The sequence below is a fragment of the Cellvibrio sp. ATLC23 genome, assembly GCF_057196725.1.
The window spans coordinates 23,035-36,426 of the sequence record NZ_JBXUOS010000006.1; the positions used below are offsets into that span (position 1 = coordinate 23,035).

The following is a 13,392-nucleotide window of genomic DNA, read 5'->3' on the forward strand; positions in this document are numbered from 1 at the left end:
TCCAACAGGGTGTTTGAAATCAATTCTGGCGCCTATAATAGCCGCCTTTTGCGCTCTACCCAATTTTAATAACCCACTATAAAGCGACCTCAGTCATGGCCTTAACTTCCATCATTGCACACCGTATTTATCGCCATTCACCCGGCAGCGCTTTTGAACTGCAATTGCGCGGGGAGGAATTTGCCAATGCGGGTAAATTGGAGGAACTGGCTTATGAATTGAAAACCCAATTTATTCGCAAGGGCGGCAAAAGTTACGGGCGATTTTCGGATGAACTGGGCGAATTCCCCCTGCCCGCTTGGTTGCGCGATTATCGCGAGGAGCGCTTGAGTGCCCCCAGTTTCACTCACAAAGCCATGCAACAATTCCAACAGGCACTGGAAAAAGCGGAATCGCTACTGGATGCCTATGTGTTTTTTGTGGAAGAAAAATTGGAAGTGGGCGATACATTGAGCGTGTATTTAGTAGAACACCAAAGCGGACTCTATCTTGATGGCGAGTTAACGGTCGACGACTCCCTGTTTCTCGACACCAGTGGTTTTACCCTTGCCGCCAAAATTCAACTCAATGATTGGACCTCAGGTGACTCATCCACTTATCTCACCTTAATGCGGTCCCGTGGCGATAAAGATATCGCCGATGCTTTTACACAATTTATCGCCTTTACCGATAAACAGGATATCAAACAGGAAACTGCTGAGTTCTTACAAATCGTCGATAACTTTAGCCAAACCCTCGACGAAACCACCGCTAAAATCACCCGCACCAAAGTCGTCGATTACTGCCTTGAACAAAACAAAGCCGGCAAACCCGTTACTATCGCCGCACTCTCCAGCAATCTCGCTGAAGAAGTAAAAAGCTATGAGCCAGAGCGTTTTGTACGCTATGTGGAAAGTAGCAAACCAGATCTCAAACCTGAGTTTATTCCTCATGCAGGACAAATTCGCAGTTACGTTCGTATCAGCGGCCGCAATGACTCTTTAAGCATGAGCTTTGCCTCTGAATGCCTTGGGCGAGAAATTGAATATGATGCGACAAACGACGTGTTGACGATCAAAAATCTGCCGTCATCATTGAAAGCACGCTTAATCAAGCACCTGAAAGAAACACACTGAAGTATTACCAAGAACTCACAGCCAAAAATAACCGCGTAAAAAAGCATCACTTAAGCCATCGACCGGGAAAGTATAAAATATACTTTCCCGGTCGATGGCTAACAAATGACAAGGTTGTTATTACTTTAATAAGGCGGAATTCAACGCATCGACTGTAGGGCCAATTAATTTTTCGACGCTTTTTTGCAAATCATCTAATGTGACTTTTCTAGTTTTCATTAAATCTTGTACCGCATGATCGATGTTATATTTATTTTTGCTCCGCTTGCGAATTTCCTTATCCAATTCATCCAACAGCACAACTGCACGTGCGGTTACCGGCCCGGTAGATTTACTCTTCCGCAAATGCTTTACCTCTGCACCCCACTTATCCAAACTTTTAATAATTGCATTACGCCGCGATTTAGTCATGCCATGGGCACGATACAACAATTCAAAAGAATAAAACTCAGCAATCCCTTCCGCAATCCAATCATCATTAGTATTGGCAGTTGTGGCACCGCTGACACGAGTAATCATATGAGTCAACTCGTGCAGCAATGGGCTAGTCCCATTTTCACTCACCAAAGGACGATCTGCATGCAAAAATAGAGAATTAGCTGCCGATAGACCGCCGCGCCACATTGGATCACCCGCACCAACCACCAGTAATTTTTGGGGTGTTTCAATAAATGCTTTGTGAACTTCAGGCCAAACAAAATTAAAAAATGTCAGCGAGTCCATGCGTTTAAAATGCTCGCCTTTAGGTGCGCTAATAGCGATTGATGTCCCAGAAACTGTTGCGCGGCGTGTACCCAACTTACCTGCGATTATCCAACCCGTTGGACGATCAAAAAGGCGATCAGGATTTTCAATCGAGAAAACATTACCTTTCTTTCGCGGCCAACCAGTCTCAATACTGCTCCAAGTTTCCGGCAGCGTCACATCCAATACTGCAACTGAATAAGCACCTTGCTCCTCAAAGGTTCGCACAGCGGGAATAAGATCATCGCCACGGAATATTGCCCAGTCTTTGGTAACCATTGCATCAAATTTCCCTGGGTCACGCTCGTGGGTAAGTGCTACAAAATAGGACAATTGCGCAATGCCTTGCGGCAATTCCCACGTCACTCGCTTATCCTTGATTATCAATTTTCCATTTGCACGAATATTGGAATAAATGCCTCGGCTATTGTCGAAGCTGACATGTTTTAGCAACTCGCCTTTATCAACACTAATCGTTACTAATGCTCCCTGCTTTGATGGTTCAAGAGTAACTTTATATGTCAGCTCATAGCTGAGATCAGACGAAGTTGCAGTCGTGGCCTGAGCTGCACTCGTCATCAAGACAAGCAACCAAAAAATTTTAAAAACAAATAAGCGCATTTTCAAAACAAACGACATAAGACTACAACCTCGATAGTAATAATTTGTTTTCAACACAGTGTACTGCAATTGGCGGCGCATAGGTTATCAACAGGGGGATCCTACCTGCTCGAACCAAACCAAAACACAACCTGACCTTCTTTGTAGTCAATTTCCTACACAGAATTCAGCTTTTGACGGCTACCCAATAGAGCATGTGTGTTCAATAATAGTCACAACAAGGACGTAAAAAGGAACTACACAAATTCATAGCTGCCGGACGCAAGGAAAAAGGAGATTCATGGACAAAACGAAGGAATGACGACTAATGGAAAACCAAATGCAGGGACGGAGGAGCGAATAAGGGAGTATGAAGGTTTTACTTAAGGAGGATGCAATGGATTGAGCGGTAAACTTGGATTTTCAGCAGGACGCTGAGGTGATCGAGATTACTTTATCCAATACAGGACGCGCTATGGGGCTTCTCTACTGAGAAACCCCCTCTTTTTATCCAAAAAATTACTTTACTCCAGCTGGCAATCAACCGCTGCACCTTAAAAATAATAATTAGAAATTATCAGCAATAAACTTCTGCGCTAAACGTGCGGCATCACTGTTACCTGCTGCAACGTCAGACAATAAAGCTTTGGCCTTGACCCTATCACCCATCAAAAAATAAACCTTACCTAAATCGAGCTGGGCATCAGGCACTTTTGCGGCACTTGGAAAGTTGGCGATAAGCTCAGTAAACCAACTTTTTGCTTGCGGGTAATCTTTTTTGAGCATTGCGATTTTGCCCAACCAATAATGGCTATTACTGGCAAAACTTCCATTTGGGAAACTGTTCAGATGAGCCTTGAAAGCTCTCACAGCACCATCAAAATCTTTTTGATTTAGTAAATCGTAAGCGGCTTTATAAACATCACTTTCGCTAGCAGCGCCAGACAACACCGAAGCTGTAACAGGAGCAGCAACTGCTGCCATAGAGTCTTCGGTACGGGCTTTTACTGCAGCAGATGTATTACCAGACAAACGTCGATCAAGATCTATGTAGTTGTCTAGTTGTAGTTGTTTGAGCTGTTTTAGCTCGTAGGATTGCTCTTCAAGAAGACCACGCAAAGCAGCGACCTCTTCTTGCAAGGCGCGAATTTGGGAGTAAACATCAGATTCAGCTGAGACAGGCAGATTAGATTGAGCCACCCCAGAGCGAATGCTCTGGGGTGAAGACTCAATAACCCGTACTTGTGCCTGAGAGACTGAAGCTGAAGTCACTAAAACAACAGCAAGCAGATTTTTAAGCATACGGGCTTAGACTCTTAGTACTTAACTTCTACGCGACGATTTTGAGACCAAGAAGCTTCATCGCTACCGGTAGCAGCTGGTTGCTCTTCGCCAAAGCTAACAACTTCCAGAGAAGAACCGTTAACGCCTTGAGTCACGAGGAAATCGCGAACAGCATTAGCACGTTTTTCGCCCAGAGCCATGTTGTATTCGCGTGAACCGCGCTCATCCGCATGACCTTCCAAACGTACTGCAACTGAAGCACCTTTCAGTTTGTCAGCGTGAGCCAACAGAACAGCGCGGCTTTCAGCGGTCAATGAGTATTGGTCAAAGTCAAAGTAAACAACGTTTGACAAAGTAGCTTCAGATACAGTGCTTTCTACAGGCGCTGCACCGGTTGTTGGAGCCTCGGTACCTTTGTTGTCGCTGCTTGAACAGCCAACAAGGAAAGACATAACAACAGCCAAAGTAAGACCTTGCTTGATTGCCTTAGTAATCATGTGTGTGTAACTCCAATGAGGTAAAGATCTGTTTTACGGGACTTAGTTAAAGAATGGCGACCATGCGGGTTCCCGCACATCACCTTGTTTTGGAGGCTGGAGGATTTTGACACGCGCATCGAGAGACACCGCCGCCAACACTCCTTTACCACCAGAACGAGTCGCATACATCAGCATAGCGCCATTGGGCGCTATAGTAGGCGATTCATCCAAATTTGTCTCGGATAAAATACGCAAATTACCAGATTTTATATCTTGTGCTGCAATATGGTGAGTAGTGCCCGGGCGCTTATTCAACATTACCAAACTTTTGCCATCTGGAGAGACGCGCGCGCGCGCATTGTAATCACCATCAAAGGTAACTCTCTCTTGCTGCATAGTGGCAAGATTGACCTGATAAATCTGTGGTTTGCCGCCACGATCAGAAGTAAAAAATAATGAAGCGCCATCTGCGGCCCAAGAAGGTTCGTGGTCAATAGCAAAGTGATTCGTTACGCGGGTTAACTGGCGCGTCAACACATTCATCACATAGATTTCAGGGTTGCCATCCTTTGACAAAGCCATAGCCAACTTCTGCCCGTCAGGTGACCAAGCGGGTGCGCCATTCAAGCCACGAAAATTTGTCATCTGTTGACGCCGACTCGTCGCTATATCTTGAATATAAATAGCAGGCTTGTTATCAACCTCAAAGGACACATAAGCAACACGCTGGCCATTGGGCGACCACACAGGAGATAACAGTGGATAGCGCGACTCCAACAACATACGCGGGCGAAAGCCATCAATATCGGAAAGCATTAATCGATATTTTTGTGGCTGCTTAAAAGCCTCTACATAAATCAACTTGGTTGAAAAAATACCACGAATACCGGTGATGGTTTCATACACCTTGTCGCTAATATGATGTGCCATATCACGCAATTGCGCCTCTGTTCCATCCACCGTCAGCTTGGCAAAAACACGCTTTTGCTGCACTACATCGAACAATTCATAACTCGCGTAATAGCGACCCGCCTGTTGCGTAATGGAGCCAATTAACAAGTACTCAGCACCAAGTGCCTTCCAATCCCGATAATGCACTTCAGCCTCAGAACGAGGGAATGAGAGCATACGCTCTGGTTTTGTGGCTTCAAATTGACCGGAAAACTCCAAGTCATTGCCCACTATTTTGCCAATATCTTCAGGCAAACGAGCACCCGCCCAACCAAAAGGAACTACGGCAATCTTGGTGGGATTATCAACACCCTTGGTAACAAAAACTATGTTCTGGGCATTTGCAGAAGTCGCAAACACCAACAGAAGTGCGCTAATTATGTATCTCACTGACGTAAATCCTCTGGATTAAAGGCAAATTGAAAATGACGGAAATTTCGCTCAAAGACATCGATAGGAACATCTTTGATTTCAACAAATCGCTCTACTTTTTTGATCGCCTGCTCAGCCGCATTATCAAATGCGGAGTTTCCACTACTTTTGGCAAGCTGGACATTAATAACCTGCCCGTTGGGAAGCATATCTATATTAAAGATTGCCACCATTCCTGCGCGCGCAGATGGAGGCCTGCTCCAATTTTGGGCAACACGCTCCGATAACAATTCGTTGTAGCTCTTCACGTTAGCTTCATCGTTAGATTCGGCTATGTGTTTTGCTTCCAATTGACGAGCAGCCTGTATACGGCGTTGCTCAGCTTGAGCTTCTTGCTCGCGCAGAGTCTTTTTCAATGCCTCTGCTTTGCGCTGCGCGTCCGCCTCTGCTTGTTTCTTTTTTTCTGCTTCCGCTTGGGCGGCTTTGGCTTTAGCGGCTCTTGCCTGCTCTTCCTTAATTTTTTGCTGCTTTTGCTTCTCCGCTTCAGCGGCTTTAGCTTGCTGCTCGCGCTGACTTTGAACCAACGCTTCCGCCTCTTTGCGACGCTGTTCCTCTTGCTTTTTGTTGTTTTTCAAATCTTCGTAAGCCTTTGAATCCAATATTTGCTCTTTAACCTGCTGCGGTGCAGCTTTGGCTTTGGGCTTAAGATCAACCAAGGTGGCAGTCACATAATGAGGTTTATAAGGCTCTTCATCCGACTTAAAAAAATCCCAATTACCCAGAAAAAGAACCAACAAAGTGCCGTGCAAAAAAACACTCAGAAATGTTGGCAGTGAAAACGATTTTTCCAACTTCATAAATAACCTAGCGCGGAGGCTCCGTAATCAAGCCAACCGACGGTGCACCAGCCAGTTTTAACTCACCCATTAAATTGACGATAACACCGTATTCAACTTTTTTGTCCCCTTGAACAAAAACCAAGGTATTCGGCTTTTCTGCCAAAACCTTGCTGACTATTGATTTGATTTCTGCCAATGGGCGCGGTTTTTCCGGGTCGCCAGCTAGATCTATATAGAAGCCGCCATCCGCCTTTACCGATACAGTAATGGGATCATCTTCTTTACTTTCAACCGGCTCTGATGCAGCTTGCGGCAACTCTACTTTAATGCCCTGCGTCATCATGGGTGCTGCAATCATAAATACAATTAACAACACCAACATAACGTCGATCAGCGGAACCACATTGATTTCCGCTTTGAGTTTCTTTTTGATGGGTGGACCAAATCCTGACATGGCTTTAACCTGTTTCCAATAAACGTAAAAACAGCGTTACTTGCTGTGAACTTGGCGATGCAAAATTGCGGAGAATTCTTCTGCAAAGGTGCGATAGTTACTTAGAAGATTTTCAGCGCGCGCGGAAAACTTGTTGTAGGCCAATACCGCAGGGATAGCAGCAAACAAGCCCATGGCTGTCGCAATCAAGGCTTCAGCAATCCCTGGTGCAACGGTGGCGAGACTCGGCTGACCGGCATTGGCGATATTAAGGAAAGACACCATGATGCCCCACACGGTACCAAACAACCCGACGTAAGGGCTTACCGACGCAACACTGGCGAGGAATGGCAAATTTTCTTCCAGCTTTTCTTCTTCGCGCGCCAGTGCTACTCGCATCGCGCGCATAGACCCCTCCATCACCGCATCAGAGTCAGCGCCCGCTTGTTGGCGCAGGCGGGTGAATTCTTTAAATCCGGCACGAAAAATATTTTCGATACCCTCAACAATTTCATTGCGACCATTACCCTGACGATAAAGCTGGTTCAGATCAATCCCCGACCAAAACTGCTTTTCGAAAAAATCAAATGCCGCCGACGCCTTGCGCTGATAAATCTCGCGCTGAAAAATCATCACCCAGGATATGACCGATGCCAAAAATAAAATTAGCATGACCATTTGTACTAGAAAGCTGGCCTCAAGAATGAGATGCAAAATGGACAGGCTTTGCTTGGTTTCTGGCATAGTATTAATTAACTCTTGCTATTTGACTGTGAAAAAAATGATTCAACTGTTGGTGCATGGTGGCTGGCAGTGCACTGGGTTTCATGGAATTAGCATCCACACAGGCAATGCGAATTATCCCCTCACACAACAACTCATCACCACGCAATACTTGCTGTTTAAATTCGGTATAGGTGCGCGCCAATTTCTCAATTTCTGCCGTTACATGCAGTTGATCATCGAGTCGCGCCGGACGGCGGTAGTTAACTTGTGCAGCATGCACAACCAACAACAGACCACCATCCAAAATTGCGGGCTTATCATAGCCCAAACTGCGCAAAAATTCTGTACGGGAACGCTCCATGTACTTCAGATAATTTACGTAATAAACGATACCGCCCGCATCGGTGTCCTCTATATAAACTCGCAGCGGGATACTAAATGGTTGCATAATTGATTTATTCCGCTGATTCCTGCAAACGCTTTGGTATAGGCACACCAAAATACATATAGGCATTGTTGGTCAAGATTCGACCGCGTGGTGTGCGCGCCATAAAACCTTGTTGAATTAGGTATGGCTCTATTACATCTTCAATAGTTCCGCGATCTTCACTAATCGCAGCGGCCAAACTTTCCACACCGACCGGGCCGCCATCAAAATTATTCATCATTGCCGTTAATAACCGCCGATCCATATGATCAAAACCACGCTCATCCACGTTCAGCATATTTAATGCACTATCGGCCATATTGGCGGTGACCACTCCATCACCTTTCATTTCTGCGTAGTCCCGGACACGACGCAGTAAACGGTTGGCGATGCGTGGTGTTCCGCGGGAACGCTTGGCCACTTCCGCAGCACCTTCTATATCCATTTTCACCCCCAATAGCGCCGCAGAGCGCGCCACTATATGAGTGAGATCGGCGACATTATAAAACTCCAGACGCTGAACAATACCAAAACGATCGCGCAATGGTGAGGTCAGCAACCCCGCGCGGGTTGTGGCACCAACCAAAGTAAATTGCGGCAAATCCAATTTGATTGAGCGCGCAGCTGGGCCTTCGCCGATCATGATATCCAGCTGAAAATCCTCCATCGCTGGGTAGAGAATTTCTTCCACCACTGGGCTCAGGCGATGTATTTCATCGATAAACAACACATCGCCCGGCTCAAGATTGGTAAGCAATGCGGCCAAATCTCCCGCTTTTTCCAACACCGGGCCGGAAGTGCTTTTAAGCGAGACATTCATTTCGTTGGCGATAATATTAGCAAGTGTGGTTTTGCCCAAACCGGGGGGGCCAAACACCAGCGTGTGATCCAGCGCTTCGCCGCGCTTTTTAGCAGCGCCGATAAAAATTTCCATCTGTTCGCACACCGCAGGTTGCCCCACGTAATCAGCCAGGGATTTGGGGCGCACAGTGCGATCAAGATGATCTTCGCGCTCTTTGGCAGCGGGGGCAATCAGGCGATCCGTTTCAATCATCGATAGTTAATCCTGAAAATTATTCGGCGCTGCTTTTATTCAGTAGCTTATTTATCCAGCGATAGAACGCAGCGCCATGCGAATTAATTCTTCACTGCTGGCTTCCGGTTTCTGTTTGGCCGCAAGTGAGATCATTTTGGCTGCATCTACCGGTTTATAACCCAGCGCGATCAGCGCACTCTCTGCCTCGGCAAAGGCATCATTATCGGTGGCGATACTTTGAATTTCACTGTGTGCAAGCAAATCGCTCTGCGGCATATCCCAATTTTTTAAGCGGTCGCGCAATTCAATTACCAATCGCTCAGCCGTTTTTTTGCCCACACCCGGCACTTTAGTCAGCGCGGTGATATTGTCATCGCGTACACAGCGGGCGATATCATCCGCCTCCATGCCCGACAAAATCGCAATCGCCAACTTGGGGCCGACGCCATTGACTTTAATTAAGGTGCGGAACAATGAGCGATCGCGCTGCTCAACAAAACCAAATAACTGATGTAAATTTTCAGTAATCGACAAGTGTGTATGCAATACCACTTCACAACCAAGGGCAGGCAAACGATAAAAAGTCGTCATAGGCGCCTGCACCTCATAGCCCACACCGCTGACATCCAGCAATAAAAATGGCGGTTGTTTTTCGATTAACAGTCCGCGCAAACGTCCGATCATAATGGGTCTCTTATGCTATCAGGATAAAACAATCACACAATTCGCCCGCGGCGAAAGCTCGATGAACCCGCCATGCGGATTAAATGGTCACGGGTATTGGCGTGGCAGAGCGCCACGGCCAAGGCATCCGCCGCATCTTCTTGTGGTGCTGCGGGAAGGCGCAACAGGGTTTTCACCATATGCTGTACCTGTAATTTATCTGCCGCGCCATTGCCCACGACCGACTGTTTCACTTTGCGCGCTTCGTATTCGGAGACCGGCACATTCTGCGCAGTCGCCGCCACAATTGCCGCCCCCCGCGCCTGCCCGAGCTTCAGCGCTGATGAAGCATTTTTGGCCATAAACACCTGCTCAATCGCCATCTCTTGCGGGCAATATTGTTCGATAATTTGGGTCAGGGAATCAAAAATAACTTTGAGACGCGCGGGCAATTCATCGGCATCACTCATGCGAATGACACCACTGGTGATGTATTCGTATTTGCTGCCGATGACATTGATAATGCCAAAACCGGTTTTGCGAGAGCCGGGATCTATACCGAGGATAAGCGCCATGGTTGTATCTATATACAGTATTTATAGCGCAGTGTTGCATGCTGAAACGCCACAGGCAAGAGCCCGCTTAAAATCTTCCTTTCGCGTATCGGGTGTTAGCCGATTTGCTCCATAATTTCTTCCGATATATCCGCATTGGTATAAACATTTTGTACATCGTCCAAATCTTCCAGCGCATCGATCAACGCGAGAATTTTTTCGGCATGCTCTTTATCGAGATTGACAGTCAGGGACGGAATAAGCGCTATATCGGCAGCGTCGGCAGTGAATCCGGCACCGGCCAAGGCATCCTTAACACGAAAGAAATCTTCAAACGCGGTCATCACATCGGCAGAACCGTCATCGTTGATTACTACATCATCGGCGCCCGCTTCCAAAGCGGCTTCCATCAATGCATCTTCATTTACACCTGCCGCAAAACTGATTTGCCCTTTACGCGCAAACAGATAAGACACTGAACCATTAGTCCCCAGGTTGCCGCCTTTTTTGTCGAACGCATGGCGCACATCACCTGCGGTTCGGTTGCGATTGTCGGTCATGCATTCAACGATAAAGGCCACACCGTTTACGCCGTAACCTTCGTAGGTCAACTCTTCATAGGCCTCGGATTCACCAGTGCCTGCGCCGCGAGCGATAGCGCGCTCGACCACATCTTTTTTCAGGTTATTGAGATAGGCCTTATCCACCGCCGCGCGCAGACGCGGGTTATCAGCGGGATTAGCACCGCCTTTCGCCGCGACAGTCAGCTCGCGAATAATTTTGGTAAAGATCTTGGTGCGCTTGGCGTCCTGACGTGCCTTGCGGTGTTTCATGTTTGCCCATTTGGAATGTCCGGCCATTGGAAGCTCCCATGTAGATATTCAATAATCAGAAACAAAAAAGGCGGGCAAAAGCCCACCTTTTTAACCCCCTCCCAACCTCCCCCTTATTAGGGGGGGAGGAGCTTTACTCCCTCCTTTTGAAGGGGAGGGTCGGGGTGGGGTTTTACATGCCGTATTCAGGCGCGTCTTCAGCAACAACCGCTTTTTCTTTTTTACGCAGACGGATATGCAGATCGCGCAATTGCAGATCGTCTACTGTACCTGGTGCATCAGTCATGACGCAGGCAGCACTTTGGGTTTTGGGGAAAGCGATCACGTCGCGGATTGAGCTTGCGCCCACCATCAACATAATCAAACGATCCAAACCAAACGCCAAACCGCCGTGTGGCGGTGCGCCATAAGCCAAGGCATCCAACAGGAAGCCGAACTTCTCGCGCTGCTCTTCCGGTGAAATACCCAGAATTTGGAAGACCGCTTGCTGCATGGTCGATGAGTGGATACGCACCGAACCACCACCCAACTCAGTACCGTTTAATACCAAGTCGTAAGCGCGCGACAAAGCGGCACCCGGGTTTGCAATTAATTCTTCTGGAGTGCAGCTAGGCGATGTGAATGGGTGATGGATCGAAGTCCAGCCGCCTTTGTCATCATCTTCAAACATTGGGAAGTCAACCACCCAGAGCGGCGCCCACTGGCAAGTGTACAACTCAAGGTCTGCACCCAGTTTGCAGCGCAGTGCACCCAAGGCTTCGGTTACGACTTTGTGTTTGTCGGCGCCGAAGAAAATCAGGTCGCCGTTTTCTGCACCCACGCGCTCCAAAATTGCTTTGCGCACAGGAATTGGCAGGTTTTTCACAATCGGTGATTGCAAGCCTTCTTCCAAGTCGTTTTTGTCGTTGACCTTGATGTAGGCCAAACCTTTAGCACCGTAGATGCCGACAAACTTGGTGTAGTCGTCGATTTGTTTACGGGTCAACTTCTCGTTGCCGCCGGGTACTTTTAATGCGGTCACGCGGGATTTGGGATCGTTCGCTGGGCCGGCGAAGACTTTGAAATCTACTTCGGTCACCAGGTCTTTAACATCAACCAATTCCAGCGGGATACGCATATCCGGCTTGTCTGAACCGTATTTGGCAATGGCTTCAGAGAACGGCATGTGTTTGATTTCGGCGAAATCTACACCCATCAAATCTTTGAACAACTCACGGAACATGCCTTCGGTGATTTGCATGATCTGATCTTGTGACATGAACGAGGTTTCTATGTCGATCTGGGTAAATTCTGGCTGACGGTCAGCGCGCAAGTCTTCATCGCGGAAGCACTTGGCGATTTGATAGTAGCGATCGTAACCGGCCACCATCAACAGTTGCTTAAACAACTGAGGTGATTGCGGCAACGCAAAAAATTTGCCGTCATGAGTGCGCGAAGGCACCAAGTAGTCACGCGCGCCCTCTGGGGTCGCACGAGTCAGAATTGGGGTTTCAACGTCAAGGAAGCCGTTGCGATCCAGATAGTTGCGGATCACGCTGGTCACTTTGCTGCGGAAACGCAGGTTTTTCTGCATTTCGGTGCGGCGCAAGTCGAGAAAGCGATACTTCAAACGCGTCTCTTCGCCCACATTGGAGTATGAATCCAAGGGGAACGGCATGGTTTCAGCTTCGTTCAAAATGGTCAGCGCAGTGCCGTACACTTCAACTTCACCGGTCGCCATGTTCGGGTTCACGGTAGAAGGTGCACGAGCACGCACTTTACCGGTCAACTGCAGTACATATTCGCCACGCACTTTATCGGCCAGGGCAAAATTCTCTTTCGCATCCGGATCGAACACCACTTGCACAATACCTTCGCGGTCGCGCAGGTCGATAAAGATCACTCCACCGTGATCGCGACGACGATCCACCCATCCGCAGAGAGTGACTTCTTGATCGATAAACGAGGCATTTAAAGCGCCACAGTATTGGCTGCGCATAGCAAGTTCCTGATGTTTGTATAAGAGTATTTTGAAAAGGCGTTTGTTGGTGCGATGGCCAGCTTAGCTGGCCGCAGTGCTGCTCGCAGTCGAGGATGAACCAGCACTGCCGGAGTCACCCGCGATATTCTTTTTCTTGCCCGATTTAAAATCGGTCTCGTACCAACCGCCGCCCGCTAAACGGAAACCGGCCGCTGATATTTGTTTTTTCAATGCTGCCTTGCCGCAGGCTGGGCAATCCACCAAAGGGGCATCGCTCAATTTTTGCAGCGCTTCAAGGTTATGATTACAAGCTTCACATTGGTATTCATAAATAGGCATGTTTATACCCCGGTCACAACAACGATTTAGTTACAAC

General features: G+C 47.7%; 15 protein-coding genes. 1 reads left to right on the forward strand and 14 read right to left on the reverse strand.

Annotation, left to right across the window (positions count from 1 at the left end; all coding sequences use genetic code 11):
• The first annotated feature begins 95 nt into the window (after positions 1-95).
• On the forward strand, positions 96-1,115 hold the full coding sequence (locus tag AC2CG4_RS11015; RefSeq protein WP_484486303.1) for a nucleoid-associated protein: 1,020 nt from the start codon (positions 96-98) through the stop codon (positions 1,113-1,115).
• 120 nt (positions 1,116-1,235) lie between these two features.
• On the opposite strand, the gene AC2CG4_RS11020 is transcribed toward AC2CG4_RS11015, so the two are convergent.
• From AC2CG4_RS11020 to AC2CG4_RS11085, 14 genes are all read right to left on the reverse strand, one after another.
• Positions 1,236-2,498 carry a hypothetical protein gene (locus tag AC2CG4_RS11020; RefSeq protein ID WP_484486304.1) on the reverse strand — a complete coding sequence of 421 codons (1,263 nt, stop codon included), beginning with the start codon at positions 2,496-2,498 and terminating at the stop codon, positions 1,236-1,238.
• Positions 2,499-3,026: 528 nt separating this feature from the next.
• Positions 3,027-3,761 (reverse strand): YbgF trimerization domain-containing protein, encoded by a 735-nt coding sequence (locus AC2CG4_RS11025; protein WP_484486305.1) that lies wholly within the window; start codon positions 3,759-3,761, stop codon positions 3,027-3,029.
• Positions 3,762-3,775: 14 nt separating this feature from the next.
• A complete protein-coding gene (gene pal / locus AC2CG4_RS11030; RefSeq protein WP_484486306.1) occupies positions 3,776-4,240 on the reverse strand; it encodes a peptidoglycan-associated lipoprotein Pal in 465 nt (154 codons plus the stop codon).
• A gap of 42 nt (positions 4,241-4,282) precedes the next feature.
• Positions 4,283-5,563 carry a Tol-Pal system beta propeller repeat protein TolB gene (gene tolB / locus AC2CG4_RS11035; protein WP_484486307.1) on the reverse strand — a complete coding sequence of 427 codons (1,281 nt, stop codon included), beginning with the start codon at positions 5,561-5,563 and terminating at the stop codon, positions 4,283-4,285.
• Complete coding sequence (gene tolA, locus AC2CG4_RS11040; protein WP_484486308.1) at positions 5,560-6,402, reverse strand: cell envelope integrity protein TolA; 843 nt, start codon at positions 6,400-6,402, stop codon at positions 5,560-5,562. The genes tolB and tolA overlap by 4 nt, the downstream gene beginning before the upstream one ends.
• A gap of 7 nt (positions 6,403-6,409) precedes the next feature.
• Positions 6,410-6,838 (reverse strand): protein TolR, encoded by a 429-nt coding sequence (tolR, locus tag AC2CG4_RS11045; protein WP_062066311.1) that lies wholly within the window; start codon positions 6,836-6,838, stop codon positions 6,410-6,412.
• A gap of 36 nt (positions 6,839-6,874) precedes the next feature.
• Complete coding sequence (tolQ, locus tag AC2CG4_RS11050; RefSeq protein ID WP_484486309.1) at positions 6,875-7,561, reverse strand: protein TolQ; 687 nt, start codon at positions 7,559-7,561, stop codon at positions 6,875-6,877.
• 4 nt (positions 7,562-7,565) lie between these two features.
• Entirely contained in the window at positions 7,566-7,991 is a 426-nt protein-coding gene (gene ybgC, locus AC2CG4_RS11055; protein WP_484486310.1) for a tol-pal system-associated acyl-CoA thioesterase, read from the reverse strand.
• A 7-nt stretch (positions 7,992-7,998) separates the two neighbouring features.
• Positions 7,999-9,024, reverse strand: coding sequence for a Holliday junction branch migration DNA helicase RuvB (gene ruvB / locus AC2CG4_RS11060; protein ID WP_484486311.1), 1,026 nt, complete (start codon positions 9,022-9,024; stop codon positions 7,999-8,001).
• Between the two features lie 51 nt (positions 9,025-9,075).
• Positions 9,076-9,690: a Holliday junction branch migration protein RuvA gene (gene ruvA / locus AC2CG4_RS11065; protein ID WP_062066322.1), complete on the reverse strand. Its 615-nt coding sequence runs from the start codon at positions 9,688-9,690 to the stop codon at positions 9,076-9,078.
• A gap of 32 nt (positions 9,691-9,722) precedes the next feature.
• Positions 9,723-10,244: a crossover junction endodeoxyribonuclease RuvC gene (gene ruvC / locus AC2CG4_RS11070; RefSeq protein WP_062066325.1), complete on the reverse strand. Its 522-nt coding sequence runs from the start codon at positions 10,242-10,244 to the stop codon at positions 9,723-9,725.
• Between the two features lie 95 nt (positions 10,245-10,339).
• Positions 10,340-11,083 (reverse strand): YebC/PmpR family DNA-binding transcriptional regulator, encoded by a 744-nt coding sequence (locus AC2CG4_RS11075; RefSeq protein ID WP_484486312.1) that lies wholly within the window; start codon positions 11,081-11,083, stop codon positions 10,340-10,342.
• Between the two features lie 145 nt (positions 11,084-11,228).
• On the reverse strand, positions 11,229-13,034 hold the full coding sequence (gene aspS / locus AC2CG4_RS11080; protein WP_484486313.1) for an aspartate--tRNA ligase: 1,806 nt from the start codon (positions 13,032-13,034) through the stop codon (positions 11,229-11,231).
• A gap of 63 nt (positions 13,035-13,097) precedes the next feature.
• Positions 13,098-13,355, reverse strand: coding sequence for an FmdB family zinc ribbon protein (locus tag AC2CG4_RS11085; protein ID WP_484486314.1), 258 nt, complete (start codon positions 13,353-13,355; stop codon positions 13,098-13,100).
• Between the last annotated feature and the right edge of the window lie 37 nt (positions 13,356-13,392).